At 68.4% G+C, this 26,941-nt stretch carries 24 protein-coding genes; 10 read left to right on the forward strand and 14 right to left on the reverse strand.

Annotated features, from left to right (window positions below; all coding sequences use genetic code 11):
* Positions 1-83 precede the first annotated feature (83 nt).
* Entirely contained in the window at positions 84-1,244 is a 1,161-nt protein-coding gene (locus BOQ54_RS08950; RefSeq protein ID WP_063186231.1) for a pyridoxal phosphate-dependent aminotransferase, read from the forward strand.
* Positions 1,245-1,275: 31 nt separating this feature from the next.
* Here the strand turns inward: BOQ54_RS08950 and BOQ54_RS08955 are convergent, their stop codons facing one another.
* The 8 genes from BOQ54_RS08955 to BOQ54_RS19730 form a co-directional block, all read right to left on the reverse strand.
* Entirely contained in the window at positions 1,276-1,935 is a 660-nt protein-coding gene (locus BOQ54_RS08955) for a GntR family transcriptional regulator (RefSeq protein WP_063186233.1), read from the reverse strand.
* 136 nt (positions 1,936-2,071) lie between these two features.
* Positions 2,072-2,818, reverse strand: coding sequence for an ATP-binding cassette domain-containing protein (locus BOQ54_RS08960; protein WP_071923739.1), 747 nt, complete (start codon positions 2,816-2,818; stop codon positions 2,072-2,074).
* A gap of 61 nt (positions 2,819-2,879) precedes the next feature.
* Positions 2,880-3,824: a sugar ABC transporter substrate-binding protein gene (locus tag BOQ54_RS08965; protein ID WP_063186237.1), complete on the reverse strand. Its 945-nt coding sequence runs from the start codon at positions 3,822-3,824 to the stop codon at positions 2,880-2,882.
* A gap of 56 nt (positions 3,825-3,880) precedes the next feature.
* Positions 3,881-4,822, reverse strand: a complete 942-nt coding sequence (locus tag BOQ54_RS08970; protein WP_071923740.1) for an ABC transporter permease — start codon at positions 4,820-4,822, stop codon at positions 3,881-3,883.
* Between the two features lie 198 nt (positions 4,823-5,020).
* On the reverse strand, positions 5,021-6,511 hold the full coding sequence (locus BOQ54_RS08975; RefSeq protein WP_071923741.1) for a xylulokinase: 1,491 nt from the start codon (positions 6,509-6,511) through the stop codon (positions 5,021-5,023).
* Positions 6,512-6,517: 6 nt separating this feature from the next.
* On the reverse strand, positions 6,518-7,165 hold the full coding sequence (locus tag BOQ54_RS08980; protein ID WP_063186244.1) for a DsbA family oxidoreductase: 648 nt from the start codon (positions 7,163-7,165) through the stop codon (positions 6,518-6,520).
* A gap of 26 nt (positions 7,166-7,191) precedes the next feature.
* Complete coding sequence (locus tag BOQ54_RS08985) at positions 7,192-8,454, reverse strand: AMP-binding protein (RefSeq protein ID WP_055458371.1); 1,263 nt, start codon at positions 8,452-8,454, stop codon at positions 7,192-7,194.
* 13 nt (positions 8,455-8,467) lie between these two features.
* Positions 8,468-8,662 (reverse strand): hypothetical protein, encoded by a 195-nt coding sequence (locus BOQ54_RS19730; protein ID WP_141659657.1) that lies wholly within the window; start codon positions 8,660-8,662, stop codon positions 8,468-8,470.
* A 135-nt stretch (positions 8,663-8,797) separates the two neighbouring features.
* Here BOQ54_RS19730 and BOQ54_RS08990 point away from each other — a divergent pair, with 135 nt between their 5' ends.
* A complete protein-coding gene (locus BOQ54_RS08990) occupies positions 8,798-9,532 on the forward strand; it encodes an invasion associated locus B family protein (protein WP_055458370.1) in 735 nt (244 codons plus the stop codon).
* Between the two features lie 94 nt (positions 9,533-9,626).
* On the opposite strand, the gene hspQ is transcribed toward BOQ54_RS08990, so the two are convergent.
* Positions 9,627-9,956 (reverse strand): heat shock protein HspQ, encoded by a 330-nt coding sequence (gene hspQ / locus BOQ54_RS08995; RefSeq protein WP_055458369.1) that lies wholly within the window; start codon positions 9,954-9,956, stop codon positions 9,627-9,629.
* A 96-nt stretch (positions 9,957-10,052) separates the two neighbouring features.
* The gene (locus tag BOQ54_RS09000; RefSeq protein WP_071923742.1) at positions 10,053-11,096 is read right to left on the reverse strand and encodes an HpcH/HpaI aldolase/citrate lyase family protein; all 1,044 of its coding nucleotides are present in this window, start codon (positions 11,094-11,096) and stop codon (positions 10,053-10,055) included.
* A 247-nt stretch (positions 11,097-11,343) separates the two neighbouring features.
* Here BOQ54_RS09000 and BOQ54_RS09005 point away from each other — a divergent pair, with 247 nt between their 5' ends.
* A complete protein-coding gene (locus BOQ54_RS09005; RefSeq protein ID WP_063186250.1) occupies positions 11,344-12,318 on the forward strand; it encodes an AEC family transporter in 975 nt (324 codons plus the stop codon).
* A 10-nt stretch (positions 12,319-12,328) separates the two neighbouring features.
* Complete coding sequence (locus BOQ54_RS09010) at positions 12,329-13,438, forward strand: CaiB/BaiF CoA transferase family protein (protein WP_071923743.1); 1,110 nt, start codon at positions 12,329-12,331, stop codon at positions 13,436-13,438.
* Here the strand turns inward: BOQ54_RS09010 and BOQ54_RS09015 are convergent.
* A complete protein-coding gene (locus BOQ54_RS09015) occupies positions 13,430-14,665 on the reverse strand; it encodes a UbiH/UbiF family hydroxylase (protein ID WP_071923744.1) in 1,236 nt (411 codons plus the stop codon). The genes BOQ54_RS09010 and BOQ54_RS09015 overlap by 9 nt on opposite strands.
* A gap of 172 nt (positions 14,666-14,837) precedes the next feature.
* Here BOQ54_RS09015 and BOQ54_RS09020 point away from each other — a divergent pair, with 172 nt between their 5' ends.
* Positions 14,838-15,578, forward strand: coding sequence for a TerC family protein (locus BOQ54_RS09020; protein WP_071924454.1), 741 nt, complete (start codon positions 14,838-14,840; stop codon positions 15,576-15,578).
* Here BOQ54_RS09020 and BOQ54_RS09025 read toward each other — a convergent pair whose 3' ends face one another.
* Positions 15,579-17,309 carry a SulP family inorganic anion transporter gene (locus tag BOQ54_RS09025; RefSeq protein WP_071923745.1) on the reverse strand — a complete coding sequence of 577 codons (1,731 nt, stop codon included), beginning with the start codon at positions 17,307-17,309 and terminating at the stop codon, positions 15,579-15,581.
* Between the two features lie 116 nt (positions 17,310-17,425).
* Between BOQ54_RS09025 and BOQ54_RS09030 the strand changes: the two genes are divergently transcribed.
* The 5 genes from BOQ54_RS09030 (at position 17,426) to BOQ54_RS09050 (ending at position 23,205) form a co-directional block, all read left to right on the forward strand.
* On the forward strand, positions 17,426-18,397 hold the full coding sequence (locus BOQ54_RS09030) for a quinone oxidoreductase family protein (RefSeq protein ID WP_071924455.1): 972 nt from the start codon (positions 17,426-17,428) through the stop codon (positions 18,395-18,397).
* Between the two features lie 125 nt (positions 18,398-18,522).
* Positions 18,523-20,031: an ABC transporter ATP-binding protein gene (locus tag BOQ54_RS09035; protein WP_071924456.1), complete on the forward strand. Its 1,509-nt coding sequence runs from the start codon at positions 18,523-18,525 to the stop codon at positions 20,029-20,031.
* Complete coding sequence (locus tag BOQ54_RS09040) at positions 20,021-21,115, forward strand: ABC transporter permease (protein WP_055458363.1); 1,095 nt, start codon at positions 20,021-20,023, stop codon at positions 21,113-21,115. Before BOQ54_RS09035 ends, BOQ54_RS09040 begins: the two co-directional genes overlap by 11 nt.
* Positions 21,112-22,029: an ABC transporter permease gene (locus tag BOQ54_RS09045; protein WP_071923746.1), complete on the forward strand. Its 918-nt coding sequence runs from the start codon at positions 21,112-21,114 to the stop codon at positions 22,027-22,029. The genes BOQ54_RS09040 and BOQ54_RS09045 overlap by 4 nt, the downstream gene beginning before the upstream one ends.
* A 105-nt stretch (positions 22,030-22,134) precedes the next feature.
* A complete protein-coding gene (locus tag BOQ54_RS09050; RefSeq protein ID WP_055458361.1) occupies positions 22,135-23,205 on the forward strand; it encodes a BMP family ABC transporter substrate-binding protein in 1,071 nt (356 codons plus the stop codon).
* Between the two features lie 69 nt (positions 23,206-23,274).
* Here BOQ54_RS09050 and BOQ54_RS09055 read toward each other — a convergent pair whose 3' ends face one another.
* Positions 23,275-25,263 (reverse strand): PhoX family protein, encoded by a 1,989-nt coding sequence (locus tag BOQ54_RS09055; protein ID WP_071923747.1) that lies wholly within the window; start codon positions 25,261-25,263, stop codon positions 23,275-23,277.
* A 244-nt stretch (positions 25,264-25,507) separates the two neighbouring features.
* Positions 25,508-26,917 carry a type I glutamate--ammonia ligase gene (gene glnA / locus BOQ54_RS09060; protein ID WP_055458360.1) on the reverse strand — a complete coding sequence of 470 codons (1,410 nt, stop codon included), beginning with the start codon at positions 26,915-26,917 and terminating at the stop codon, positions 25,508-25,510.
* Positions 26,918-26,941: the final 24 nt, after the last annotated feature.

The following is a 26,941-nucleotide window of genomic DNA, read 5'->3' on the forward strand; positions in this document are numbered from 1 at the left end:
GAGCGCCGCGATGCCGGCCGCGGCGTTGCCATCGGCCCGGCGGGCGGTTAATCCCGCGGGAGACCTGATCCGAGAACCTGTTCATGCCGCTCCCTCCCTTGCCCGCCCGTCTCAGTCGCGTGTCGTCGTTCCTCGCCATGGACGTACTCGCCGCCGCCAGGACGAAGGAACGCGCCGGCGGGGACGTGGTGCATATGGAGGTCGGGCAGCCGTCCGCGCCGGCGCCGCGTCGCGTGCGGGAGGCCGCGCGCGCGGCGCTCGACATCGGGCAGGTCGGCTACACGGAGGCACTCGGGCTGCCATCCCTGCGCGAGCGCATCGCCCGGCACTACCGCGACGCCTATGGCGTCGATGTGGCGCCCGAGCGCGTCGTCGCGACGACCGGCTCTTCGGCGGGCTTCGTGCTCGCCTTTCTTGCCCTGTTCGAGCCAGGCGCGCGCGTTGCCATCACGGCACCCGGCTATCCCGCCTATCGCAACATCTTCGCCGCGCTCGGCATCGAGCCGGTCGACATCGCCGTCGATGCCGCAAGCGGCTGGGTGATGACGGCCGAGGCGGTGGAGCGGGCACACCGGGAGGCGCCGCTCGCCGGTGCGCTGGTGATGAGCCCGGCCAACCCTTCGGGCACCATGATGGGGCGCGAGGCGCTCGCCCGGCTCGCCGAGACCTGCAGGCGCTCCGGCATCTGGTTCATCTCCGACGAGATCTATCACGGGCTGACCTACGACGCGCCGGCCGAAACGGCGCTTGCCGTCCAAGACGACGCCCTGATCGTCAACTCGTTCTCCAAATATTACTGCATGACGGGCTGGCGCATCGGCTGGCTCGTGGTGCCTCATGCCCTCGTGCGCCCGGTCGAGACGCTGGCGCAGAACCTCTACATCTCGCCGCCCTATCTGAGCCAGGTGGCGGCCGAGGCTGCCTTCGACGCTGTGGAGGAACTCGAGGCGATCAAGGCCGGCTATGCGGCCAATCGCGCCTTCCTGCTCCAGGAACTGGCGGCGATCGGCCTCGGCGAGGGGCCGCCCGTCGACGGGGCGTTCTACATCTATCGCGACGTTGCGCGCTTCACGAACGATTCGCTCGCCTTCTGCCGCCGGATGCTGGATGAGACGGGCGTCGCGGCGACGCCGGGGCTCGATTTCGACCCGGACAGGGGCGCGCGCTTCGTCCGTTTCTCCTTCGCCGGTTCAATGGAGGATTGCCGCCAGACGGTGGCGAGGCTGCGCGCCTGGTTGCGCTAGGGGCTTCGCCCGCCGTTGGCGCTCGTGGCGGTCAGCTCATCAGCGACAGGCCGTGCCGGTGCAGTGTCCGGATGTGCTGCTGAACCGCGCGGCGCGCGCGTTTGACATCCTCGGCTTCGAGCGCGTCGACGATGGCGAGATGGTCGCCAAAGGATTTCTCGCGCCGGCCGTTCCAGCGCATCTCGCCGAACAGGCGCGTGGCGATGCGCAGCGATCGGATCGTCTGCCGCAGGGCGCTGTTTCCGCAATGGTCCGTATAAAGGCCGTGCACGGCCTCGTCGATGTGCAGGACCGTATCCGGGGGGACCTTGCGCTCCGCCCTGGCACTCTCGATTTCCGCACGGACGCTACGCAGTGCCCCGTGATGCACGCGCCCGATCGACAGGGTGGCGGCCTCTGGCTCCAGGAACTCGAGCACCTTCAGGCTCTGGAGGTATTCGATGAGATCCACTTGGCGAACGACGAACGACCGGTTGGAGGCCTTGGCCACCAGTCCCTCGCCCTCGAGACGCTGTAATGCCTCTCTGAGCGGCGTGCGTGAAATGCCAAGCATGTCGGCGATGCGCGCCTCGACGATGATCTCGCCACCCTTCAGGCGATGTTGATAAATCATCTCCGAAACGGCGCGATGTGCGAGGCATGAAAGGCTTGAGTCGGTCTCTGCAATTGTACTTGATTCGTTGGTCTGCATATATTCACCATTCAGCCGTCGAAAAGCTGCCAATGGTTGTTCAGATAGCATTCAGGATTGGCGCGGGCGCGTCAGTCTGTGCTGGATTGCAGCCAAAAATACCTCAAAGAATGCATGATCGCGCCGGATCGATATATCAGCTTTCCTTGCCGGTCATGACCATGTGGGCGAGGCCGTCGGCGTCGAGCCCGGCGACGGGCCGGTCGATGACCTTGCGGCCGCTCTTGAGGATGGCGACCCGCGTTGCGACCGCGGTCACGTCCGCCATGTTGTGGCTGATGAGCACAACGGTGCGGCCTTCGGCATTGAGCTTGCGGATGAGGTCGAGCACCAGCGCCGTTTCCTTTACGCCGAGGGCGGCTGTCGGCTCGTCCATGATGACGACCTGTGCGTCCCAGTGCAGAGCGCGCGAGATGGCGACCGCCTGGCGCTGGCCGCCGGACAGACGCTCGACCGGCCTGTGCATGTCCTCGACCGCGACCGAAAGGCGGCCGAGATAGCCCTTGGCCAGGTCCTCCATGCGTCGCTTGTCCAGGATATGGACGAAGGGCAGCACCGGGCGCGTCAGCTCCGCCCCCATGAAGACGTTCTGGACGATCGACAGGCGCGGGGCGAGGGCGAGGTCCTGGTAGATCGTGGCGATGCCCTTCGCCAGCGCATCCTGCGGCGAGCGGAAGCTGACCGTCCTGCCGTCGAGCATCATGGCGCCGGCGGACGGTTCCTGCGCGCCGGAGATGATGCGCACCAGCGAGGACTTGCCGGCGCCGTTGTCGCCGCAGATGGCGAGCACTTCGCCCCGTCCGATGTCGAGGTCGATGCCCTTGAGCGCGGCGACCGCGCCGTAGGACTTCTCGATGCCGCGCAGGGAAAGGACGGGCGCCATGGTTCTTGCCGTTTGGGTGGGGCGCGGCCGGCGTCGCGGCCGCGTGGGTCATCTTGCGGACCTACTTGATGAATTCCTTGACGTTCGTGGCGTCCACGAGCGTTGCGTCGGTGAAGAGATAGGGGCCCGCCGTCACCGTGTCCTTCGGCTGCTTCTTGACGACGATGGTGTCGATCGCCTCGACGGCGGAGCGGCCCATGCCCTCGAAAGGAATGGCGACGGTCGCCATCAGCATGCTCTCCGGATCGGCGATGCGGCGGTAGGTCTCGGGCCCGCCATCGATGGAGACGAGCACAATGTCGCCCTTCTTGAGGCCCTGGGCCTGCATCAGGTCGTCAATGATGTAGGCCTGCCCGTCGAAGGAGGCCCAGATGCCGTTGATCTGGCCCTGGTTCTTGAGGAGCAGCGCCTGCATGCCGTTGCGTACGTCGTCGCGCCAGCTCTGCGTGCGGGCCATGCTGTGCTTGCCGATTTCCTTGACCGCCGTGTTCTCGGACAGGACGACGTCGAGCACCTTGCCGCGGATGCGCGTGCCGACATTGCCCTCGAACCGCTGGGTGAGAATGTTGCCGCGGTAGCCGATCTGGCCGAGCAGGTAGAGCGCCGCGTCGGCACCGACCTTATATTCGTTCACCTGCACGTCCATCAGCGTGTGCGGGCTCGTGCCGGCCATGACGGTGATGACGGGCACGCCCGCCTTGCTGGCGGCTTCGAGCTGCGCGTCCGCCTCCACGGGCTTGCCCATGGCGATGACGATGGCGTCCACCTTCCGCGCGATCAGCGCATCGAGCTGCTCGGCATGTTTCGGCAGCGCGCCTTCGGAATTGAGCAGGGTGACGTTCCAGCCCTTCGCCTTGGCGGCCTCCGCCGCGGCGTTGGCGACGCGCGCATGCGTCTCCGACGACATCTGGAAGGCGACGATGCCGAGCTCGAAAGCCATGGCGGCATTGGCGGACAATGCCAGCAGCGCCCCGGCTGCGGCGGCGATGAGCGACGTCTTCTTCATGGTTCCTCTCCCCAGCCCCGATCGATCTGCGATCAGTTGATCTTGGCGCAAAGATCCTACAGCTTAAACGCAGCTTTCTTCAGCGCCGTGGCAGACAGTGCAACGGAAACGATGATGATGAGCCCGAGCACGATATCCTGGACGTAATAGGCGGCGCCCATCAGCACGAGCCCGTTGCCCAGAACCTTGAGCGTAAGCGCGGCCACGAGCGTGCCCGGCACGTTGGCCCGGCCCGGCTCGAACATGGTCATGCCGAGGAGCACCGCGGCGATGGCATAGAGGAAATAGTCCCCCGCCATGTTCGGCGCGGCCGAGGACAGGCTCGCCGTGAGCAACACGGCGGTGACGCCGGCGAGAAGGCCCGAGAAGGCAAGACCGAGGCGTTTCATGCGCCCGGTCGCGATGCCGGCGAGCCGGGCCGCCTCGTCCGCTTCGCCCGTCGCCGTCATGTGCACGCCCGTGCGCGTGCATTTGACGAGGAACAGTGCCCCGCCGGCGACGAGGGCGAGCCAGATCACGAGGTTGGGGACGCCGAGCATGCTGCCGCGCGCGATGCCCGTGAACTCCGCCGGCCAGCGCCCGACGAAGGCGACGCCTTGGGTGATCATGAAAGCGAAGCCCTTGGCGATCGCCGCGGTGCCGAGCGTGGCGATGAGCGAGGGCACCTTGAGCCGCGTGACGGCGATGCCGTTGAAGAGACCGGCGCCAAAGGCGACCGCGAGGCCGGCCGCGACGGCGAGGAGCGGTGACTGGCCAGCCTGGATCAATGCGCCCGTCACCACCGCGGCGAGGCTCGCCACCTCCGCCACCGACAGGTCGAGCTCGGACGTGATCAGCGCCAGCGTGAAGCCGATGGCGAGGATCGCGAGGAAGCTCGTCTCCTTGAGCACGTTGAGAAGGTTGATCGGCGCCGCGAAACTTGGCGCAAAGGCGACGAAGAACAGCGTGAGCGTGAGGCCGGCGAAAGCGGTGCCGTAGGTTTCGAGGAAGGAGCGCATCAGCGGTCGATCGCGCGGGCGATGCCGGCAAGGCGGCGGCGGGGAAGGGGCGCGAAGGCGGGAGACATTCGGCGGACGGCGGCTCGGCGGGCGCTGAGGCTGGCGGAGCGGGCATCGTTAGCAGACTGGGGATGCCCCGCAAGCAGAAAGGGCACGAATTGTGTGCGCCGCGCGCATGAATTGTGTGGCCAGCCGGCGTTACGTCGGCGTTTCGAGATGCGCGAGGTCCGCCGTCAGCGGCGCCAGCATCGGCACGGCGCGCCGGAACTGCGCATGGAGCGCGTCATAGAACGGGCGCCGGTCGCCGCGCGGCACGTGGCGACGGGCGGGCCGGGCCATGCCCGCCTGCGCCGCGGCAAGATCGGGATAGGTGCCCGCGGCGACCTGGGCGAGGGCGGCGGCGCCGACGAGGCCGGGCTCGCCCGCCGCGCCGACGACCACGGGCCGGTCGCAGACGTCCGCCTTCACCTGCGCCCACAGCCGGTTGGCCGCTGCGCCGCCGCCGAAGCGGATCTCGCTGCAGGTGATGCCGGCCGCCGCCTCCGCACGGGCCAGGACCTCGCGGTTGAGCAAGGCGATGCCCTCGATCAGCGCCCAGGCGAGGTCGCCCGCCCCGTGGCGGCGGTTGAGGCCGAGGAAGGCGCCGCGCATGGCCGGGTTCCAGTAGGGCGTTCGCTCGCCCTGCAGGAAGGGCAGGAAAAGCACCGGCGCCCGATCCCGCGGCCGGGCAAGCAGCGTCTCGAACACCGCGGGCACATCGGCGTCCTCGCCGCGCCAGCCGGCCAGCAGCTCCGCCAGCCAGCGTGCCGTGTCGGCACCATTCTGGCCGGGGCCGCCGATCTGGTTGAGGCCGTCGCCCCAGTCGATCGTCAGGAGCCCCTCGGCCGTCCGGTCCGCCGGGCTCATCAGGCCGAGCACCTCGGTGGTGCCGGAGATGTTGTAGGCGAAGCCCGGCCGCATGGCGCCGAGGCCGACGACCGCCGCCCACGTATCGTGCGAGCCGCAGACGACAGGCCGTCCCGCGAGCCGGGCGAGCGCCCCGCTGGCATCCTCGCGGATCGTGCCGACCGTCGCACCCGGCGGCAGGAGCGGCGGCAGGACCGCATCGCTGATGCCGGCGCCCGCGAACAGGCTCGCCGTGCCCGCATTTGCGGCACAGGCAGTGAGGCGCGCGGCGGAAATGGCATCGCTCGCCACGATGCCGGTCAGGCGGGCATTGATGAAATCCTTTGGGTCGACGACGTGCGCCAGGCGGCCGTAGGCCGACGGCGCATAACGCTGCAGCCAGGCGAGTCGGGCGAGCGGGTGGAAGGCGTTGACGTGCGTCGTCTCGGGATGGACGGCATCGAGGCGCGTGCGCAGCTCCTCCGCGATCTCGGCCGCGCGCGCGTCCCGCCACGTGATGGCGGCGTGGACGGGCGCCCCGGCCCCGTCTAGGAAGACCTGCGTGCGCGTGATGCCGCACACGGCGACGGCCGCCGCGCCGGCGAAGGCTTCCGGCGCCGCGCGCGCGAGCTGCTCGGCCGCCGCGGCGAAAAGGTCCCACCAGGCCTCAGGCGCAACGCCACCGCCGTCCTCGTGCTCGCCCGGCGAGGCGAGGGTGACGTCCTGCCGGATGGCGCCGGCTTCGTCGACGAGGGCGAGACGGAAATGCGAGCCGCCGATGTCGCAGGCGAGGACGAGGGGCATCGCGGCTCAGCCCGCGAGGGTTTTGTCGATGACCTCGACGAGCGTTTCCGGAGCCTGGGCGCCGGAGACCCCGTAGCGCCCGTCGAAGATGAAGAACGGCACGCCGGAGATGCCGAGCCGCGCGGCGGTCGCGATCTCCTCCCGCACCGCGTCCTTGTCCTCCTCCGTCGCGAGCCTTGCGGTGACTTCCGCCGGATCGAGGCCGCCGCTCGCCGCGGCCTCCGTGAGGACGGCGTGGTCGCCGATGTCGCGGCCGGCGAGGAAATAGTCCGAGAACAGGCGTTCGACGACCGCGTCCTGGTGGCCGAGCGGCTGGGCCCAGCGGATCAGTCGGTGCGCGTCGAGCGTGTTGGGCGAACGCTCGATCGCCTCGAAGCGGAAGGCGATGCCCGTGTCCGCGGCGGCGGCGCGAACGTTGTCATGCAGGGCGGCGATGCGTTCGTCGTCGCCGAACTTCCGCCTGAGATAATCCTTCCGGTCGATGCCGCCTGAGGGGATTGTCGGGTCGAGCTGGAACGGGCGCCAGTTGACGGTCACGGCGATATCCGGGCGCTGCGCCAGCGCCGCCGCGAGCCGCCGCTTGCCGATAAAGCACCATGGGCAGACCACGTCGGAGACGACGTCGATGACGAGGCTGGCGGAGGGCGCGGCCATGGCTTGTCCTTTCCGGCGATGGCCGCTCAGGCGGCCGGCGGCTCCGCTGCTTCGGAGATGGCGAGAATGCGCGCGTCGAGGCTGTCGACCCGGTAGGGCAGGCGCCGCCAGCCGTCGGCGAGGGGCGCACCGCCCGGCCACTCGAACCGCCCGACGGGCGCAATTTCGGTCGCGCCGCCGCGCACCTCGAGGTGGCCGCCGATGCCGCGTCGGGTATCGAGCAGCGGCTGGCCGTTCATCATGGGGGCCGGCTGCGGGCCGAGCATGAGGGTCGGCTGGCCATTGCCGCCGCGCACGGCGCACAGAAGTGCGAACTCGCCGATGTCGAGGACATCGACGATGTGGGCTTCGCCGGCGGCATCGGACGGCTCGGCACGGAACGGCACCTGATGGACGAAGGCGACCCGCCGGCGCCGGTCGCGCAAGAGGCCGCTTGCGGCCAAGGGCTGCTCGAGCCAAGCAGGCGCGACGAGGAGCGCCTGCGGATCGGCGACCAGCCGGTCCGCGAGCGGGCGGCTGTCGAACAGCGCCTGCATGATCAGCGGCGCGCCGCTGATGAGCGCAGCGGCGAGGCCGCAGCTGAGGCCGGCGAGATCGTCCGGCGCCAGCAGTGAGATGATCTGCTGGCCCGCACCCAGCTTCGCCGCGAGGACGAAAGGCAAGGCGCTCGCGATCAGCGAGGCCTCGCTACGCAACAGGGGCGTTGGCCGATCGGGACGGTTGAAGGTGATGACGCCGGGTGAAGCCGCAGCCGGGGCAGGCACCGGGTCCTCCGTCTCCGCCAGCACCGTGTCGAGGGCGACGACGCCATCCGGCACCTTGTCGCCGAAGGCTGCGATGAAGCGCAGGCCGAAATAGCGCGCCGCAATGTGCCGCGCCATGTCAGCCGGCCGCATGCCGGCGAGCCTGCCGATGGTGAGCAGCGCCTGGACGCCGGCGGCCTCGCAGGCCTGGGCGAGGGGCGGCGCATCCCAGCCGAGCGGCAGCAGCGTGGGGCAGAAACCCGCGCGCATCGTGGCGAGAATGGCGATACATGCCTCCGGCCCGGACGGCATCAGAATGCCGACGGCGGCCTTTGGATCGAGCCGCACGTTGCCGAGAACGGTGGCGAGCCGTGCCGACATCGTGTCAGCTTGCGCGAGGCGCATCTCCGCGCCGAGCAGGCTCGCGACCGGCTCCGCCGAGGGCAGGGAGGCGAACGCCGGCCGCTCCGGCGAGCGGCGGGCCGAGCCGGTGAGGAGACGGGTCAGGCTGAGGCGCGCCCAGATCTCGTCATCGAGGGCAGCCACTCGCTCCTGCGCTTCACTGCGTGTTGCCGTCACCCAGCCTTGTTTCCCTTCTACGAATCGCGCGCTCCATCATGCGCATCTTGGCCGGTTGTTGCCAACGAAAGGTCACCGGCCGGTGTCCTGTCTCGCGTTCAGGTCCGTAGAGCGCCTTCCAGCCTGCTGGCGCCCGGCGGCGGAACACGATAAAGGAGTGCGCGAGTCGTGTCATTCAATCGCCTCATTCGGCGCGGAATGCAGCGTCTCCTCGCGTGATGGTCGTTTCGCCGGCCGCAGCGGAGATCGTTCCGCCACCGAGCCAGTCCAACGGGCGCCGCGCCCGTCGAACCGTGAAAGAGGAATTCTAATGGGCCTCATGACGAACACCGCGGCGAAGCGCACGCCGCTCGCGATGGTTGCGGTCGTCGCAGCCGCAGCGACTGGCCTTCTGCCGGGTCTTGCCCATGCACAGCAACAGCCGGCGCCGCAGCAGCCCCAGCAACAGCAGCAGGGGCCGACGATCGTGCAGGTCAAGCCAGAGCCGTCCCAGACCGACTGGACGAAGGTCTGCGGCCGGGACCAAGCAGCCAACAAGGAAGTCTGCTACACGACACGCGACTTCGTGTCCGACCAGGGCCAGCCGGTCCTGGCCGTGGCGGTTTATGAGGTCAAGGGCGACCCGACGCGCATCGTGCGCTTCCTGATGCCGCTCGGCCTGCTTTTGCGCCCGGGTGTGCGCTTTACTGTCGACCAGAACCAGGCGACCCCCGGCCAGTACGCCATCTGCTTCCCCAACGGCTGCTTCGCCGAAGCGCAGGTGAAGGACGACTTCATCGGCCAGATGAAGAAGGGCAACACGCTCAACGTCAGCGTGCAGAATCAGATGGCGAACGAAGTGACCTTCGCCATTCCGCTCGCGGGCTTCACCAAGGCCTATGACGGCGCGCCGATCGACCCGAAGGTGCTCGAAGAGCAGCAGCGCAAGCTGCAGGAAGAGCTCCAGAAGCGCTCCGAGGAACTGCGCAAGCGTCTCGAGCAGCAGCAGGGTGCGGCCGGCGCCAGCGGCGCCGCCCCGGCCAACGGGCAGAAGCCGGCTCAGTAAGGCCTCGCTCGGATCGCACAAGACAAAGGCGCCGGTCTCCCGGCGCCTTTTCATTTGGCCTATGTCTGGACTTTGAGGGCGGAAACGCGTCGGCCTAATTGTCGAAACCGTGCCGCACCCGGTAATTGCCTTCGGCCGTGCGCTCGAAGATCTCATCGACCTGCGGATGGCGTATCGGCTCCTGCGAGTGGTCGGGCTCCAGGTTCTGCTCCGAAACGTAGGCGATGTATTCCGTCTCGTCGTTCTCGGCGAACAGGTGATAGAAGGGCTGGTCCTTGGCCGGACGCTGCCCCTCGGGAATGGCGAGCCACCATTCCTCGGTATTGTCGAAGGTCGGGTCGACATCGAAGACCACGCCTCGGAAGGGATAGATCCGGTGCCGCACGACCTGGCCGATGCCGAACTTTGCTGAACGCGTCTTCATGGTGCTTTCTGTCCCGTCTCCTAGGACATATAGAGGGGGGCAGGCGCCGTCAACGCGGTGCAACAATAGCTAACTTTCGGCAGCATTGCGGTTTTTTCACAAATTGTAGAGCGCACGCCGGTCCGGGTCCTTGTCGGCGACCGCACGCGCGAGATCGACGATCACCTTGGCCTGCTTCCAGGTGGCGTCGTCCTGCATCTTGCCGTCGATCATCACGGCGCCGGTGCCGTCCGGCATCGCCTCGAGGATGCGCTGCGCGAAGGCGACTTCTTTCGCATCGGGGCTGAACACCCGCTTGGCGATGGCGATCTGCGACGGGTGCAGCGACCATGCCCCCGCGCAGCCGAGCAGGAAGGCGTTGCGGAACTGGCTCTCGCAGGCCGCCTCGTCTGAAAAGTCGCCGAAGGGGCCGTAGAAGGCCTTGAGCCCGTTGGCCTGGCAGGCATCGACCATGCGGGCGATGGTGTAGTGCCAGGGGTCCTGCTGGGCGCTGGCCCGCTCGATGCCCTCCGCGCTGCGGTCCGCAAGCACCCGATAGTCCGGATGGCCGCCGCCGACGCGCGTGGTCTTCATGCCGCGGGAGGCGGCAAGGTCCGCCGGGCCGAGACTCATGCCGTGGAGGCGCGGGGAGGCAGCGGCGATGTCGTCGACATTCTTGACGCCTTCCGCCGTCTCCAGGATCGCGTGGATCAGGATGGGCCGGCCGATGCCGTGCCGCGCCTCGAGCTGGGCGAGCAACTGGTCGAGGTAGTGGATGTCCCACGGGCCTTCCACCTTCGGCAGCATCACGACGTCGAGCTTGTGCCCCACGGCCGCGACGATGGCCATGACGTCGTCGAGCATCCAGGGGCTGTTGAGGGCGTTGATGCGCACCCACAGGCCCGTCGTCCCGAAATCGCAGCCTTCGGCCATTTCGATGAAGCCGGCGCGTGCGGCCTCCTTGGCATCGGCGGGGATGGCATCCTCTAGATTGCCGAGCAGCACGTCCACCTCGCCGACGATATCGGCCACCTTGGCGCGCACCTTCTCGATGTGCGGCGGGATGAAATGGATCATCCGCTCGAGCCGCGTCGGCAGCTCCCGGAAGGGCTGCGGCGCGCCGAGCGCCAGCGGGCGATAGAAGTTGCGCGGCAGTTTCATGTCGTCTCCACCCTCGGATCGCCGGTTCCCGGCATTCATGCTGCAGTGCAATAGACACCAGTTGCGCCGCGTCGTCCATTGGCCGGAGGGCGAAGGGACAACGGCTGACCAGGCGCTCCACACGCCGGGCATGCTGTTGCGCGGGGCTTTCCGTGCATGGGGCCCCTGCGCTTGCGGCGGTTGTGCTGCCGGCCCCGCACGTTATGCCTTGAGCCGCGGGCGCCACGCCGCCCGCCGGGAGCCCTCGATGACGGACCTTGCCGCGCTGATCAGCCTCGTTGCGCCCTTCTTCGGGCTCATCGCGCTCGGCTTCTACTGCGGCAAGCGGGTGCATATTCCCGAGGGCGGGCTCGCGTGGATGCAGTTCTTCCTCATCTACGTCGCGCTGCCGCCGCTGTTCTACCGGCTCATCGTCAACACGCCGATCGAGGAACTCGCCAACTGGCCCTTCATCGCGGCGACGACCCTGTGCACCTTCAGCGCCTTTGCGATCTCGTTCTCGACGGGAATGGCGACGTCGCGCGGCGACATCTCGCAGGCGACCCTGCGCGGGCTCGCGGGCGCCTATTCCAACATTGGCTACATGGGGCCGCCGCTCGTACTCGCCGCCCTCGGCAGCGGGGCCAGCGCGCCGGTGGCGCTGATCTTCGTCTTCGACAACATCCTGCTCTTCACGCTCGTGCCGTTCCTGATGACCATCGGCGGCGCCGACAAGCGCAGCTTCGCCGAGACGACGCGGGCCGTGGTCTGGCGGGTGGTGACGCACCCGTTCAACCTCGCCACCGCCGCCGGCGTCGCGGCGAGCTATTTCAGGCTCACGCTGCCCGACTTTGCCGATAAGATGGTGACCTGGCTCGCCGGGGCGGCCGCGCCGTGCGCGCTCTTCATCCTCGGGGTGACGGTGGCGCTCAGGCCGCTGGGGCGCCTGCCGCTCGAGGTGCCGGCCCATGTCTTCGTCAAGCTCATCATCCATCCGCTGCTGGTCTGGGTGGTTCTATCGGCCTTCGGCGATTTCGATCCCGTCTGGGTCTACGCGGCGGTGCTGATGGCGGCGCTGCCGCCGGCCCTCAATATCTTCGTGTTGTCGACGCAGTATCGCATCGGCCTGGAACGCGCCTCGGCGGCCATCCTCGTCGGCACCGTCGCCTCCATGGTGACGCTGACGGGCTTTCTCTGGCTCATCAAGACGGGCAGGATGCCTCACGATCTGTTTCCGTCGTGAGGGGTAATTCATGGCGCATCTGCCGCTCGAGGGCCTCGTCGTCCTCGATTTCTCGACCCTGCTACCGGGGCCGCTGGCGACCCTTATGCTCGCCGAGGCCGGGGCCGAGGTGATCAAGGTGGAAAAGCCGCAGGGCGACGACATGCGGCACTTCCCGCCGCAGCTCGGCGAGACTTCGGCGCCCTTCGCCGTCCTCAACGCCGGCAAGCGCAGCATCGCCCTCGACCTGAAGAACCCGGACCAGCGGGCGGCGCTGCGCCCCCTCGTCGAGCGGGCGGATATTCTCGTCGAGCAGTTCCGCCCGGGCGTCATGGCGAAGCTCGGCCTCGGCTACGAGGCGCTGAAGGTCATCAACCCGCGCCTCGTCTACTGCTCCATCACCGGCTTCGGGCAGGAGGGGCCGCGGGCGCAGGAGGCGGGCCACGACCTCAACTATGCCGCCGTGGCGGGGCTCCTGTCGCTCAGCCCCGGCACGACGCGGAGCCCGACGGTGCCGCCGATGCTGGCGGCCGACATCGGCGGCGGCTCGCTGCCGGCGGTGCTCAACATCCTTCTTGCCCTGCGCCGGCGCGACCTCACCGGCGAGGGCATGCACCTCGACATCGCCATGAGCGACGCGATGTTCACCTTCGCCTGGTATGGCCTCGCCCAGGGCCACGCCACCGGCCGTTTCCCGGGAGCGGGGGAGAATGTCCTTGCCGGCGGCTCGCCGCGCTACGGCCTCTATGCCACCCGCGACGGGCGCTTCCTCGCCGTGGGGGCGCTGGAGCAGAAGTTTTGGGACACCTTCTGCGGTGCGCTCGACCTGCCGGAGGCCCTCCGGGACGACCGGCGCGATCCGGCGGCGACGCGTGCGGCGATCACTGAACGTATCGCTGCGCAGGACGCGGACGAGTGGCGCCGGCGCCTCACCCCGCTCGACTGCTGCTGCACGGTGGTGGCCAGTCTCGACGAGGCGGTGCGCGACCCGCATTTCACGGCTCGCGGGCTCATGGGAGCGACCGCGGCGACGCCCGACGGCAGCCGCATTCCGCTCGCCGCCGTGCCCATCGACCCGCAGCTGCGCCGCGCCCGCGGCGAGGCGCGCCCGGTGCCGGCGCTCGAGCCCGGGTCACAATAGCGGGTCGGCGGCCCCGGCGCGGGACATCAGCCGCGGCAGTCGCGCGTGCGGGGCGAGCCCCTCGCGCATGACGAAGCGGCGCAGCGGCCCGATGAGATCGAGCGCGATGAGGCCGGCCCCGCGCAGGAGGTCGGCCGGGAGAAAATGCGCGAGCAGCGTCCGGTTCAGCGCGTCGACGCCCGTCGTCCTGAGGCGCACGTCGAGCCGCCGGCCGCGTTCGTAGGCTCCGAGGGCTTCCGGGCTGCCGATGTCGAGGCCGCGCGTGCGCGCATCGACCACGGCATCGCGCAGGTTGGCGACGTCGCGCATGCCGAGATTGAGGCCCTGTGCGCCGATGGGCGGAAAGACGTGGGCCGCCTCGCCGGCGACGGCGATGCGATCGGCGGTGAAACGCGCGACCGAAAGGCCGCTCATCGGCACGCGCCCGCGTCCGCCCTCGACGCGCATACGCCCGAGCATGGACCGCGCCTGCCGCTCGACGGCAAGCGCGAAGCTTTCGTCGTCACGCGCCGCGAGCGTCTCCGCCTGCTCAGGGCTGCATACCCACACGAGGCTGGAGCGTAGCCCCGGCAGCGGCACCAGCGTGAAGGGCCCCGAGCGGGTGTGGAACTCCGTCGACGTGTCGCGGTGGTCGCGGCTGTGCGCGAGGATCGCTGTCAGCGCCGTCTGCGGGTAGGACCATTCGCGGATGTCGATGCCCGCGTCGGCCCGCATGCGCGAGTTGCGTCCGTCGGCCGCCACGACGAGGGGCGCTCGGAGGATGCGGCCGTCGTCCAGGCTCGCTTCGGCGAAGTCGGCGCCGGCCGTGAAGGCAGTGGCGGACGCAGCCACGCGCGCGAGGCCCCGCGTATTGTCCGCGAGGGTAGCAAGGCCCGCGACCAATGTCGCGTTCTCGATGTTGTAGCCGAAGGCGTCGAGGCCGATCTCGCCGGCGTTGAAGGTCACCGGCGGCGGGCGGAAGAGGTTGTCCGTCGCATCGATGAGGCGCATGTGCGCCATGGGGGCCGCCTGCATCTGCAGGCCGTGCCAGGCGCCGATGGCATCGAGCAGGCGGATGGAGGCATCGAGCAGCGCCACCGTGCGCCCGTCGCGCGCCGTGCGCACCTCCCCGACGAGCGTGGTGCGGAGGCCTTCCTGAGCCAGTGCGATGGCGAGGGCGAGGCCGGCTGGGCCGGGCCCGACGACGATGACATCGGCGTCCGCCGCCGGGACTTTCCGCTTCGCCATCGCATGTCCTCCAACTCGGCCGCGCCTTGCGCCGCACGTCGACCTCTGAGCTACCGCAAGCTGGGCGCGGATGCCAGAGGCCGGCTACCGCATGCCACAATGGCCGGATTGTCGCGGCTTCCGGGCCATGCTTTCCTGCCGGACCGAGCGATTCGAGACGGAGCTTTCCTGCATGTTCGAATGGGTGGCCAATCCCGCCGGCTGGGCCGCGCTCGTCACGCTCTCGGCCATGGAGATCGTGCTAGGCATCGATAATGTCGTGTTCATCTCCGTGCTGGTATCGAAGCTGCCGCGCGACCAGGCGGAGCGGGCCCGCCGCATCGGCCTCCTGCTCGCGCTCGTCTTTCGTGTTTTGCTGCTTTTTGCGCTCACGGCCATCATGCGCCTGACGGAGCCGGTCTTCACCATTTTCGGCAATGGCTTCTCTTGGCGCGACATCATCCTCATCGTCGGCGGGGCGTTCCTGATCGCCAAGGCGACACACGAAATTCACGCCGAGATGGAGGGGCCGGGCGAGAGCGAGCGGCGCGGTGCGGCACCGGGCGCCTTCACGGCGGCCGTCGCGCAGATCACGGTCATCGATCTCGTCTTCTCGGTCGATTCCATCGTCACGGCCATCGGCATGGCCCAAGACGTATCGATCATGATCATCGCCGTCGTCATCGCCATGGCGGTAATGTATGCGGCCTCCGGGCCCGTCAGCCGCTTCATCGCCCACCACCCCACCACGAAGATGCTGGCACTGGCCTTCCTCATCCTCATCGGCGTGTCGCTGGTGGCCGAGGGCGGCGAGATCCATATCCCGCGCGGCTACATCTATTCGGCCATGGCCTTCGCCGCTGCGGTCGAGGCGATCAACGTCATGGCCGGCCGCAAGCGGCGCAAGCACGCTGGGGGGCGCGGGGAGGCCTGATCAGAGCGTGGCGAGCGCCCGGCTCGCCGCGTCGCGCGCCGCCGCAACGCTGGCGGCATAGCGCACGAGCGGCACCTTCAGCCCCTCATGCGCCAACACCCTCCTGACGGAGGAGCTCGCGCCGGCGATATAGAGCCGGGCCCCGCGCCGCGTCGTCTCCTGAGCGATCGACAGGAGCGCGCGGGCCGCCGTCGAATCGGCGAAGGGCACCTCCGACAGGTCGAGCACCAGCGCCTTGGGGCGGCTGCCGATGCGCTCGAGGATGGCGCCGACATTGCCGGCGGCGCCGAAGAAGAGCGGACCGGCGATGCCGTAGACGACGATGTCCGGATCGGCGACGCGGCCGCTGTCGTAGGCCTCCCGCGCGCCGGCCGGCGCATCCGCCTCGTCCTCCATGCCGAGCGAGGCGTGCCGCTCCACGGCGACGAGCTCGCCCATGCGGTGCATGAAGAGAAAGCTGCCGAGCACGACGCCGACGGCGATGCCTTCTGTCAGATCGCGGAAGACGGTGAGGAGGAAGGTGGCGAGCAGCACCGCGGCCTCGCCGCGCGAGCGCGTGAGGATCGACGCGAAGGCGTGCCGCTCGGCCATGTTCCAGGCGACCACGGCGAGCACAGCCCCGAGCGCGGCCAGCGGCACATAGGCCGCGAGTGGCGCCGCCACCAGCATGAAGACGAGCAGGAAGAGCGCGTGTAGCATGCCGGAAACGGGCCCGATGGCGCCGGCGCGGACGTTCGTTGCCGTGCGGGCGATGGTGCCCGTCGCAGTCAGGCCGCCGAAAAGCGGAGACGCGATATTGGCGAGCCCCTGCGCGACGAGCTCGCAGTTCGAGCGGTGGCGCCGCCCCGTCATGCCGTCGGCGACCACCGCCGACAGGAGCGATTCGATGCCGCCGAGCAGCGCGAGCGCCAGCGCATCCGGCAGGACGGTGAGCACCTTGTCGAGCGACAGGGCCGGCATGCTCGGTGCCGGCAGGCCGCGCGGCACCTCGCCGAAGCGCGAGCCGATGGTCTCGACCGGCAGGCCGAAGGCCCAGGAGGCGAGGGTGGCCGCAAGCACCACGATGAGGAAGGCCGGCAGCCGCGCATCGATGCGGCGCACGAGGATGATGAGGCCGATCGAGGCGACGGCGAGGGCGATGGTCGCCCCGTTCGCCGTCTCGCGCACCTGCCACAGCGCCTCGACCTTCGGCAGGAGGGCCGCAGGCTCGGGCCCGGCCAGCGTCAGGCCGAGGAGCTCCTTGAACTGGCTCGCCAGGATGATGACGGCGATGCCGGCGCTGAAACCGACCGTCACCGGATGCGGGATGTACTTGATGTAGGTCCCGAGCCGAAGAAAGCCGATGAGGACGAGTACGAGGCCGGCGATCATCGTGGCGAGCAGGAAGCCGTCATAGCCGTGGCGCTCGATGGTGGCGGCCACGAGCACGATGAAGGCGCCGGCCGGGCCGCCGATCTGAAAGCGGCTGCCACCGAAGGCGGAGATGAGAAAGCCGCCGATGATGGCGGTGGCGAGGCCCTTGTCCGGGCTCACCCCGCAGGCGATGGCAATCGCCATCGACAGGGGTAGGGCGACGATGGCGACGGTCAGGCCCGCCAGCGCGTCGGCGCGCAGCTGCGGCAGGCCATAGCCCTCGCGCAGGACGGTGACGAGCTTGGGCGTGAACAGGTCCCGCAGGCTGGGAGACGGCTTCGGCGAAGGTCTCGGTGACGTCTTTGCCTGCTGAAGCATGGGGTTTGATCCTGACGCAAATTACAAAATGTATTTGTAGTATATAAACCCGGAGCCGCATTGCCTACGACGGCATTGCATATCTAACATGCAATGCAACACGAGGGATGGAAGCCGTGAAAGCAATCCGCATTCACCGCCACGGCGGGCCAGAGGTGCTGGTCTATGAGGATGTCGACATCGGCCAGCCGGGTCCCGGCGAGGTCCGCGTCCGCAACATGGCAGTCGGCCTCAATTTGATCGATGTCTATTTCCGCACCGGCGCCTACAAGCCGCCGGGCCTGCCGTTCACGCCCGGCAACGAAGGAGCCGGCGAGGTTGTGGCGGTGGGCGAGGGCGTCGGCGATTTCGCTCCCGGCGACCGGGTGGCCTACGCTGCTACGCTCGGCTCCTATGCCGAAGAGCGGATCGTGCCGGCCCAATTCCTGGTACACCTGCCCGGCGCCATCGACTTCGAGACGGGCGCGGCCATGATGCTGAAGGGCCTGACGGCGCAATATCTGCTGCGCCGCACCTTCCGCGTCGAGGCTGGCCACACCATCCTCGTCCACGCAGCCGCGGGCGGCGTCGGCCTCATCCTGACCCAATGGGCGAAGCATCTTGGCGCCACCGTCATCGGCACCGTCGGCTCGCCGGACAAGGCCGAGCTCGCACGGCACAATGGCTGCGACCACGTCATCGACTACCGCAGGGAAGACTTCGTCGCCCGCGTGAAGGAGATCACGGGCGGCGAGGGGTGCCACGTCGTCTATGACGGCGTCGGCAAGGCCACCTTCCCGGGTTCGCTCGACTGTCTTCGCCGCTTCGGCTATTTTGTCAGCTTCGGCTCCGCCTCGGGACCCGTCGAGGCCTTCGACATTCTGCTCCTGGCGCAGAAGGGCTCGCTCTTCGCAACCCGGCCGACGCTGTTCACGCATCTGGCCACGCACGAGGACGTGGTCGAGATGAGCAACGATCTCTTCCATGTGGTCGAGAGCGGTGTCGTCAAGATCCCGATCCACGCCCGCATGCCGCTCGCCGAGGCAGCCGAGGCGCACCGCCGCCTCGAGGCGCGGCAGACGACCGGGTCGACGGTGCTGCTGCCCTGAGCAACCTTTCATTGGCACGGATCCTGCCTCGGCGGGCGGGGCGAGACACGGGGCGGGGCGGCGTGACGGAGTTGGACGCAGCAGCGGGCGCGGGCGCGGATGAGACGGGGCCGCCGCTCATCGCCATGCACGGCATCACCAAGATCTTCGGCTCGCTCGTCGCCAACGATCATATCGATCTCGCCATCCGGGCGGGCGAGATTCATGCCCTGCTCGGCGAGAACGGTGCGGGCAAGTCGACGCTCGTCAAGATCCTCTACGGACTGCTTGAGCCGACGCAGGGCGAGATCCGCTGGCGGGGCGAGCCGGTGCGCCTTGCCGGGCCGCAGGAGGCTCGCGCGCTCGGCATCGGCATGGTCTTCCAGCATTTCTCGCTGTTCGAGAACCTGACGGTGGCGGAGAACATCGCCGCCGCCATGCCGCCCGACCTGTCGCTCGCCGAGGTTGCCGCGAAGGCGCGGGACGTGTCGGGCCAGTACGGCCTGTCCGTCGACCTCGACCGGCCGGTGTGGACGCTCTCGGCAGGCGAGCGCCAGCGTATCGAGATCATCCGCTGCCTGCTGCAGGACCCGCGGCTGATCGTGCTCGACGAGCCGACCTCCGTGTTGACGCCGCAGGAGGCAGACCGGCTTTTCGTGACGCTCGAACGCCTGGCCGCGAGGGGCTGCGCTATCCTTTATATCTCGCATCGCCTCGAGGAGGTGCGACGGCTGTGCTCTTCGGCCACGATCCTGCGTGCCGGCCGCGTCGTCGCTACCATCGACCCGCGCGCCGTCAGCGCCCGTGAGATTGCGGGCCTGATGGTGGGCGCGGCGCTGCACGACGTGGTCGCCGGCCGTGCCGCCGCCGACGGCGCCCCGCGGCTCGTCGTGCGCGGCCTCTCGCTCGCGCCTGAGAAGGCGCATGGCCAGGCGCTGCGGGACATCGATCTCGTCGTGCGGGCGGGCGAGGTCCTCGGCATCGCTGGGGTTGCCGGCAACGGCCAGGGGGAGCTTTTCGCCGCACTCTCCGGCGAACGTCTCGCCGCTGCACCGGACGTTGTCACCATCGATGGTAAGCCCGTCGGGCATCTCGGCGTAACCGAGCGGCGGCGGCTGGGCGCCGCCTTCGTGCCGGAGGAGCGGCTCGGCCACGGTGCGGTGCCGGACCACCGCCTCGCGGAGAACACCTTGCTTTCACGCCACGGCACCGGCGGCCTCGTCTCGCGCGGCTTCGTGCTCGCCGACGCGACGCGGGCACTGGCGACGCGCATCATCGAGACCTTCGACGTGCGCAAGGAGGGTGCGGACCCGCGCGCTCGTACCCTTTCCGGCGGCAATCTGCAAAAATTCGTCGTCGGCCGCGAGATCTTGCGCGAGCCGGGCGTGCTCGTCGTCAATCAGCCCACGTGGGGCGTGGATGCTGGCGCCGCCGCGCTCATCCGCCAAGCGTTGGTCGATCTTGCCCGCAGCGGCAGCGCCGTCCTCGTCATCAGCCAGGACCTCGACGAATTGTTCGAGATCGCCGACCGCATCGCCGTCATCCACGCCGGTGAACTGAGCGCGCCGGAGGCGACGGGCGACCTCACCCGCGAGACGGTCGGCCTGCTGATGGCGGGCGCTGCGGCACCGAAGGGGACCGTCCTTGCGCATTGAGCTGCAACAACGCACGGCGCCCTCGGCCATCGCGCGGCTCCTTGCGCCCGTGCTTGCGCTGGCTGCCGCCTTTCTCCTCGGCGGTATCGTCATTGCGGCCATGGGCCGCTCGCCGCTCGCCGCGCTCGACGTTTATGTGCTGCAGCCCTTGTCCGACCCATGGGCGCTGCAGGAGATGGTCGTGAAGGCGACACCGCTCGTGCTCATCGCCATCGGCCTGTCCTTCTGCTTCCGGGCCAACCTGTGGAACATCGGCGCCGAGGGACAGTTCGTGGTCGGCGCCATTTGCGGCAGCACCGTCGCGCTCGCCACGCACGGAACAGCCGCGGGCGCCTGGGTGCTGCCGGCCATGCTGCTGCTCGGCACGCTCGGCGGCATGGCCTGGGCGGGCGTGCCCGCCTTCCTGCGCGCCCGCTTCGGCGTCAGCGAGATTCTGACCAGCCTGATGCTCGTCTACGTGGCCGAGTTGATCCTCGATTATCTGGTGCGCGGGCCCTGGCGCGATCCCAAGGGCTTCAACTTCCCCCAATCCGTCACCTTCGACGAGGCGGCGACGCTGCCCTTCCTCACGGACGGCGGGCGTCTGCATGTCGGCATCCTCATGGCGCTCGTCGCCGTCATCGTCGCCTTTGTCGTGATGGGGCACACCATCTTCGGCTATCGCCTCAGGGTCACGGGCGAAGCGCCTCGCGCCGCACGCTTTTCCGGCTTCAGCGAGCCGCGCACGACCTTCATCGTCTTCGCCATTTCCGGCGGCCTCGCCGGGCTCGCCGGCATCGTCGAGGTCGCGGGCCAGATCGGTCAGCTGAAGCCCTCGATCTCGCCGGGCTACGGCTTCACGGCGATCATCGTCGCCTTCCTCGGGCGCCTCAATCCCTTCGGCATCCTGCTCGCCGGCCTCGTCATGGCGCTGACCTTCATCGGCGGCGAGGCGGCGCAGATCACGCTGCGCCTGCCATTCGACCTGACGCGCACCTTCCAGGGCATCCTGCTGTTCTGTGTCCTGGGGGCCGACGCGCTCGTCACCTACCGTGTGCGGCTCGTGCGCGGCACGCCGGCACAGGCGGCAGGGAGAGCGGCATGAGCATTGTCGAAGCCATTCTGCTCACCATCGTCACGGCATCGACGCCGCTCCTCATCGCCGCCCTCGGGGAGCTGGTCACCGAGCGGGCCGGCGTTCTCAACCTGGGTGTCGAGGGTATGATGGCGATGGGCGCCGCCTGCGGCTTTGCTGGCGCCATCCTGTTCGATTCGACCCTTCTTGGCGTCCTCTGTGGCATTCTTGCCGGGGGGCTGACGGCGGCGCTCTTCGCCTTCGCCGTGCTCGGCCTCGCCGCCAATCAGGTCGCCTCAGGCCTGGCGCTGACCATCTTTGGCCTCGGCCTGTCCGGGCTCATCGGCGCGCCCTTCATCGGCGCCCGGCGCGATCCCATCACGCATCTCCACATCCCGGGGCTCTCGGACCTGCCTCTCGTTGGGCGTCTGTTCTTCGGCCAGGATGCCTTCGTCTACGCCTCGCTCCTGCTTTGTCTCGGCGTCGGCTGGTTCCTGTTCCACACCCGCAAGGGCCTGTTGCTGCGGGCGGTGGGCGAGAACCAGACCTCGGCCCATTCTCTCGGCCTGCCGGTGCTGCGCGTGCGCTTCGTCGCCATCCTCTTCGGCGGCGCCTGCGCGGGCCTCGCGGGGGCCTATCTCTCGCTCGTCTATACGCGCTTCTGGTCGCCGGGCATGACCTCCGGGCGCGGCTGGATCGCGGTCGCGCTCGTCGTCTTTGCGGTTTGGCGGCCCGGCTGGACCTTCTTCGGCGCCTATCTCTTCGGGGCGGCGACGGTGCTGCAGCTCCATGCGCAGGCGGCGGCGATCGGCATCCCGTCCCAGGCGCTGTCAGCCTTGCCTTATCTTGCGACGATCGTCGCGCTCGTCGTCCTCTCGCTCGGCCGGCGGCGTGACACCGGTGCCCCGGGTTCGCTCGGCGCACCTTTCGTGCCGGACCGGTAGCTTGCTAAGTTCGTCCGTCCCGCCGTGCCGGAGAGGGGACGTCGCAGGGGGCGGCGTCCTGCGGGCGGACAAGACCAGCCCCCATTCGAGTGACAGGGACCCACGATGAAGCGTCTATTCACCCATCTTCTGGCGACGGCGGCCATGGCGCTCGTTGCCGGCGCTGCCAGCGCGCAGGACAAGCTCAAGGTCGGCTTCATCTATGTGGGGCCGGTCGGTGACCACGGCTGGAGCTACCAGCACGATGTCGGCCGCAAGGCCATCGAGAAGGCGCTCGGCGACAAGGTCGAGACGAGCTACGTCGAGAGCGTGCCGGAGGCCGATTCAGAGCGCGCCATCGAGCAGCTCGCCCGCACCGGCCACAAGCTCATCTTCACCACCTCCTTCGGCTACATGGAGCCGACGCTCAAGGTGGCGAAGAAATATCCGGGCGTGAAGTTCGAGCACGCCACCGGCATCAAGCGCGCCGACAATGTGTCCACCTATGCGGCGAAGTTCCATGAGGGCCGCTATGTCATCGGCCAGATCGCGGCCAGGATGTCGAAGACGGGCGTCATCGGCTATGTCGGCGCCTATCCGATCCCCGAGGTCGTCGCCGGCATCAACGCCTATTTCCTCGGCGCCCAGTCGGTGCGGCCGGACATCAAGATCAAGGTGGTCTGGGCCAATTCCTGGTATGATCCGGGCAAGGAGGCGGACGCCGCCAAGGCGCTGCTCGACCAGGGCGTCGACGTGATGGCCCAGCACACCGACAGCCCGGCGCCCCTGCAGGCGGCCGAGGCGCGCGGCCATTTCGGCTTCGGCCAGGCGTCGGACATGATTCGCTTCGCGCCCAAGACGCAGCTGACCGCGATCGTCGACAACTGGAACGACTATTACGTCGCCCGCACCAAGGCCGTGCTCGACGGCACCTGGAAGTCCGAGGACACCTGGGGTGGCCTCGACAGCGGCATGGTGAAGATGGCACCCTACACCAACATGCCGGATGATGTGAAGAAGATGGCCGAGGAGACGGAGGAGGCGATCCGTTCCGGCAAGCTCAATCCTTTCAAGTGCCCCGTATTCAGGCAGGACGGCAGCGAGGTGGAGTGCAAGGGTGGCGCGGCTCTATCAGACGAGCAGGTGCTCGGCATGAATTTCTATGTGAAGGGTATCGAGGACAAGCTGCCGCAGTAGACGGCGGCCGGGACTGCAGGCGGAACGGCCGGCGCAAAGGCGCCGGCCGTTTGCGTCTTAACGGAGCACTCAGCCGGCGATCTTGCCGCCGCCCCGCTTCGTGATGGCGACAATCGACGGGCGAGGCGGCATGCCGTCCTGGAAATCCGGCCACCGCGTCGCCGGATCGTCGAAGGTCGAGATGCGGCCGAAGGCCGACCAGTCCTTGCCATCGTCGCCGGGGTGCTGCACGGCGACAAAGAAGGTGGTGAGGTCCGGCGTCGGCATGGGGCCGCAGAGCTCCGCACCCGCCGGGCAACGGAAGAACAGCTTGGAGGTGCCGCGCGCCGCGCCTTCCGTGTCGAGAGCGAAAAGCCCGTCGGTGCGGCCGGTGCTCTTTTCGGACATGCCGTCCGTCGACACCCACAGGCGCCCCTCGCTGTCGATGGCGCAGTTGTCCGGCATGCCGAACCAGCCGTCCTTGCTCGTCGCCGAGGAGAATGTGGCGCCGACGTCGGCGATCGAGGGGTCGCCGCATTTGACGAGGATTTCCCAGGTGAACTTGCGCGCCGCATGATCGCCGCCCTCCGGCAGCATCTCGATGATGTGGCCGAACTCGTTGTTGGCGCGCGGATTGGCGGCGTCGACCTGTTCGGCCTTGCGGCGCGCGTTGTTGGTCAGCATCACATAGACCTTGTCGGTCTGCGGATTGGCCTCGACGTCCTCCGGCCGGTCCATCTTGGTGGCGCCGAGGAGATCGGCGGCGCGGCGCGCCTCGATGACGACATCGGCCTGGCTGGCAAAGCCGTTTGCCGCCGTCAGCGGCCCCTCGCCGAAGACGAGCGGCAGCCATTCGCCAGTGCCGTCGGCGTCATAGCGGGCGACATGCAGCGTGCCCCTGTCGAGCAGGTCCATGTTGGCGGCGCGGTCGGCCGGATCGACCCGGCCTTCGGTGACGAACTTGTAGACGTAGTCGAAGCGCTCGTCGTCGCCCTGGTAGACGACGAAGCGTCGGTCCTTGTTGACGATGTTCGCCGCGCCCTCGTGCTTGAAGCGGCCCATGGCCGTGCGCTTCTTCGGCACCGAGGTGGGGTCGAGCGGGTCGATCTCCACCACCCAGCCGAAGCGGTTCGATTCGTTCGGCTCCTTGGCGAGGTCGAAGCGGTCGTAGTGCTGGCCCCAGTTGTAGGAATTGCCGGGCACGCCGTAGCGCTTCAGCGCCGCCTCCTCGGGGTGGCCGTCGGCCTTGCCCCAGAAGTAGCCGTTGAAGTTCTCCTCGCACGTCAGCCACGTGCCCCAGGGCGTGATGCCGCCGGCGCAGTTGTTGAGCATGCCGCGCACCTTGCGCCCCTCGGCATCGTAGGAGGTCTTCATGCGCTCGGCGCCGGCGGCCGGGCCGGTGATCTCCATTTCCGTCTCGGCGGTAATGCGGCGCGCATATTTCGAATCCGGCACCACCTGCCACTTGCCGTTCACCTTGCGGACTTCGATGACCGAGCCGCCGTGCGCCATCATCTCGATGTCGACGAGCGCCTTCGTCATGTCCTTGAAACGGACGTCCTTGGTGTGCTGGGGCGGGATGCCCGGAAACATCAGCTCCTCGTTGGTGTATTCGTGGTTCACGACGAGGAGGCCGTGCGCCGACGGGTCGGCGGCGCCGGGCAGGGGGATGTAGCCGAGGAAGTCGTTATTGTAGCCGAACTGCCCGGCCTGCGCCTCGGCGCTCTGGCTCTTCGGATCGAACGCCGGCGCGCCGGGCAGCACGGGGTCGCCCCAGCGGATGAGGATGTCGGCGTCATGGCCCTCGGCGACATGATGCCGCTCGTCGACACCCGCCGCCGGCTCCTTGAAGCGGAAGGCCGATGCGTCGGTCTCGGCGCGCGCCTTTTCGGCCGTGGCGAGCGCCAGCGGCGAGACGGTGGCCGAAATGGCGGTGACGGCCAGCGCCCCGCGCATCAGGTCGCGGCGGCTGAAGCGCCGGGCGATGATCTCGCCCATGCTGGGATTGTCGCTCGTGTTGCGGCCGAGGTTCTCTGATTCCTCGTAAGCCTGGGAGCGAGTCAGCTCAGCGTCGGTCATCCTGGGATCCCCCGATGGAAAATCAGCCGCTCACAGTTAGGGCCGGGGCATGTCCGACGGATGACACTACGTCCCGCGATCGACTGTAACCGACGACGCCCGCAGACGACGTTTCTCCATCGGCCATGGCGCCTGCGAGACCCAGGCCACGGTGGAGAAGGACCCTGAAACGAAACAGCCGGGGCCCGAAGACCCCGGCTGCCATATTCCGGTGCGGGCGGCCGGAAGGGCCCCCCGCGCTGCATCAGACCGAGTAGTACATGTCGAACTCGACCGGGTGCGGCGTGTGCTCGAAGCGGATGACGTCCTGCATCTTGAGTTCGATATAGGCGTCGATGAAGTCGTCGCTGAACACGCCGCCGGCCTTGAGGAAGGCGCGGTCCTTGTCGAGGGACTGCAGGGCCTCGCGCAGGCTGGCGCAGACGGTCGGGATCTTCTTCAGCTCGCGCGGCGGCAGGTCGTAGAGATCCTTGTCCATCGCCGAGCCGGGGTCGATCTTGTTCAGGATGCCGTCGAGGCCGGCCATGAGCAGGGCCGCGAAACCGAGGTAGGGGTTCGCCGTCGGGTCGGGGAAACGCACCTCGACGCGCTTGGCCTTCGGCGAGTTCGTCCACGGAATGCGGCAGGAGGCCGAGCGGTTGCGCGAGGAGTAGGCGAGCAGCACCGGCGCCTCGAAGCCCGGGACCAGACGCTTGTAGGAGTTGGTCGACGGGTTGGTGAAGGCGTTGATGGCCTTGGCGTGCTTGATGATGCCGCCGATGTACCACAGGCATTCCTGGCTGAGGTCGGCATACTTGTTGCCGGCGAACAGCGGCTTGCCGCCCTTCCAGATCGACTGGTGCACGTGCATGCCCGAGCCGTTGTCGCCATAGACCGGCTTCGGCATGAAAGTGGCCGACTTGCCGTAGCTCTGGGCCACGTTGTGGATGCAGTACTTGTAGACCTGCATCTGGTCGGCCATCAGCGTCAGCGTGTCGAACTTCATGCCGAGCTCGTGCTGGGCCGAGGCGACCTCATGGTGGTGCTTCTCGACCTTGACGCCCATGGCAGCCATGGCCGCGAGCATCTCGCCACGCATGTCCTGTCCGGAATCGAGCGGCGGCACGGGAAAGTAGCCGCCCTTCGTCGGGATGCGGTGGCCGAGGTTGCCGCCCTCATAGTCCGTGTCGCCGTTGATCGGCAGCTCCGCCGCATCGAGCTTGAAGCCCGTGTTATAAGGGGTGGCCGTGAACTTGACGTCGTCGAAGACGAAGAACTCCGCCTCGGGGCCGACATAGATCGTGTCGCCGATGCCGGTCGACTGCAGGAAGGCCTCGGCCTTCTTGGCGATGCCGCGCGGGTCGCGGTTGTAGGCCTCGCCCGTGGTCGGCTCGAGAACGTCGCAGACGATGGAGAGCGTCGCGGCCGAGAAGAATGGGTCGACGGTGGCGGTGGCCGGGTCCGGCATGAGGAGCATGTCGGATTCGTTGATGGCCTTCCAGCCGGCGATCGAAGAGCCGTCGAACATCGTGCCTTCGGCGAAGATGTCTTCGTCGATCATCGACACATCGAAGGTGACGTGCTGCCACTTGCCACGCGGATCGGTAAAGCGGAAGTCGACATACTTGATGTCTTCGTCCTTGATCAGCTTGAGCACGTCCTTAGCGCTCTTCATCATTATCATCCTCTAGTGGAACTG

Source organism: Chelatococcus daeguensis (genome assembly GCF_001887265.1).
In the GTDB taxonomy this organism is placed as follows: Bacteria; Pseudomonadota; Alphaproteobacteria; order Rhizobiales; family Beijerinckiaceae; genus Chelatococcus_A; species Chelatococcus_A sambhunathii.

What these genes read in the sequence shown, in the direction of transcription:
- BOQ54_RS08980 (WP_063186244.1), bottom strand. Translation starts at nt 7,165, where the DNA reads ATGGCCGCGCCCTCCGCCAGCCTCGTCATCGACGTCGTCTCCGACGTG.
- BOQ54_RS08960 (WP_071923739.1), bottom strand. Translation starts at nt 2,818, where the DNA reads ATGGCGCCCGTCCTTTCCCTGCGCGGCATCGAGAAGTCCTACGGCGCG.
- BOQ54_RS09055 (WP_071923747.1), bottom strand. Translation starts at nt 25,263, where the DNA reads ATGACCGACGCTGAGCTGACTCGCTCCCAGGCTTACGAGGAATCAGAG.
- hspQ (WP_055458369.1), bottom strand. Translation starts at nt 9,956, where the DNA reads ATGAAGACGCGTTCAGCAAAGTTCGGCATCGGCCAGGTCGTGCGGCAC.
- BOQ54_RS19730 (WP_141659657.1), bottom strand. Translation starts at nt 8,662, where the DNA reads ATGACACGACTCGCGCACTCCTTTATCGTGTTCCGCCGCCGGGCGCCA.
- BOQ54_RS09015 (WP_071923744.1), bottom strand. Translation starts at nt 14,665, where the DNA reads ATGGCGAAGCGGAAAGTCCCGGCGGCGGACGCCGATGTCATCGTCGTC.
- BOQ54_RS09005 (WP_063186250.1), top strand. Translation starts at nt 11,344, where the DNA reads ATGACGGACCTTGCCGCGCTGATCAGCCTCGTTGCGCCCTTCTTCGGG.
- BOQ54_RS09035 (WP_071924456.1), top strand. Translation starts at nt 18,523, where the DNA reads ATGCACGGCATCACCAAGATCTTCGGCTCGCTCGTCGCCAACGATCAT.
- BOQ54_RS09025 (WP_071923745.1), bottom strand. Translation starts at nt 17,309, where the DNA reads ATGCTTCAGCAGGCAAAGACGTCACCGAGACCTTCGCCGAAGCCGTCT.
- BOQ54_RS09010 (WP_071923743.1), top strand. Translation starts at nt 12,329, where the DNA reads ATGGCGCATCTGCCGCTCGAGGGCCTCGTCGTCCTCGATTTCTCGACC.
- BOQ54_RS08990 (WP_055458370.1), top strand. Translation starts at nt 8,798, where the DNA reads ATGGGCCTCATGACGAACACCGCGGCGAAGCGCACGCCGCTCGCGATG.
- BOQ54_RS09000 (WP_071923742.1), bottom strand. Translation starts at nt 11,096, where the DNA reads ATGAAACTGCCGCGCAACTTCTATCGCCCGCTGGCGCTCGGCGCGCCG.
- BOQ54_RS08955 (WP_063186233.1), bottom strand. Translation starts at nt 1,935, where the DNA reads ATGCAGACCAACGAATCAAGTACAATTGCAGAGACCGACTCAAGCCTT.
- BOQ54_RS09020 (WP_071924454.1), top strand. Translation starts at nt 14,838, where the DNA reads ATGTTCGAATGGGTGGCCAATCCCGCCGGCTGGGCCGCGCTCGTCACG.
- BOQ54_RS08975 (WP_071923741.1), bottom strand. Translation starts at nt 6,511, where the DNA reads ATGCCCCTCGTCCTCGCCTGCGACATCGGCGGCTCGCATTTCCGTCTC.
- BOQ54_RS09050 (WP_055458361.1), top strand. Translation starts at nt 22,135, where the DNA reads ATGAAGCGTCTATTCACCCATCTTCTGGCGACGGCGGCCATGGCGCTC.
- BOQ54_RS09045 (WP_071923746.1), top strand. Translation starts at nt 21,112, where the DNA reads ATGAGCATTGTCGAAGCCATTCTGCTCACCATCGTCACGGCATCGACG.
- glnA (WP_055458360.1), bottom strand. Translation starts at nt 26,917, where the DNA reads ATGAAGAGCGCTAAGGACGTGCTCAAGCTGATCAAGGACGAAGACATC.
- BOQ54_RS08970 (WP_071923740.1), bottom strand. Translation starts at nt 4,822, where the DNA reads ATGCGCTCCTTCCTCGAAACCTACGGCACCGCTTTCGCCGGCCTCACG.
- BOQ54_RS08950 (WP_063186231.1), top strand. Translation starts at nt 84, where the DNA reads ATGCCGCTCCCTCCCTTGCCCGCCCGTCTCAGTCGCGTGTCGTCGTTC.
- BOQ54_RS08965 (WP_063186237.1), bottom strand. Translation starts at nt 3,824, where the DNA reads ATGAAGAAGACGTCGCTCATCGCCGCCGCAGCCGGGGCGCTGCTGGCA.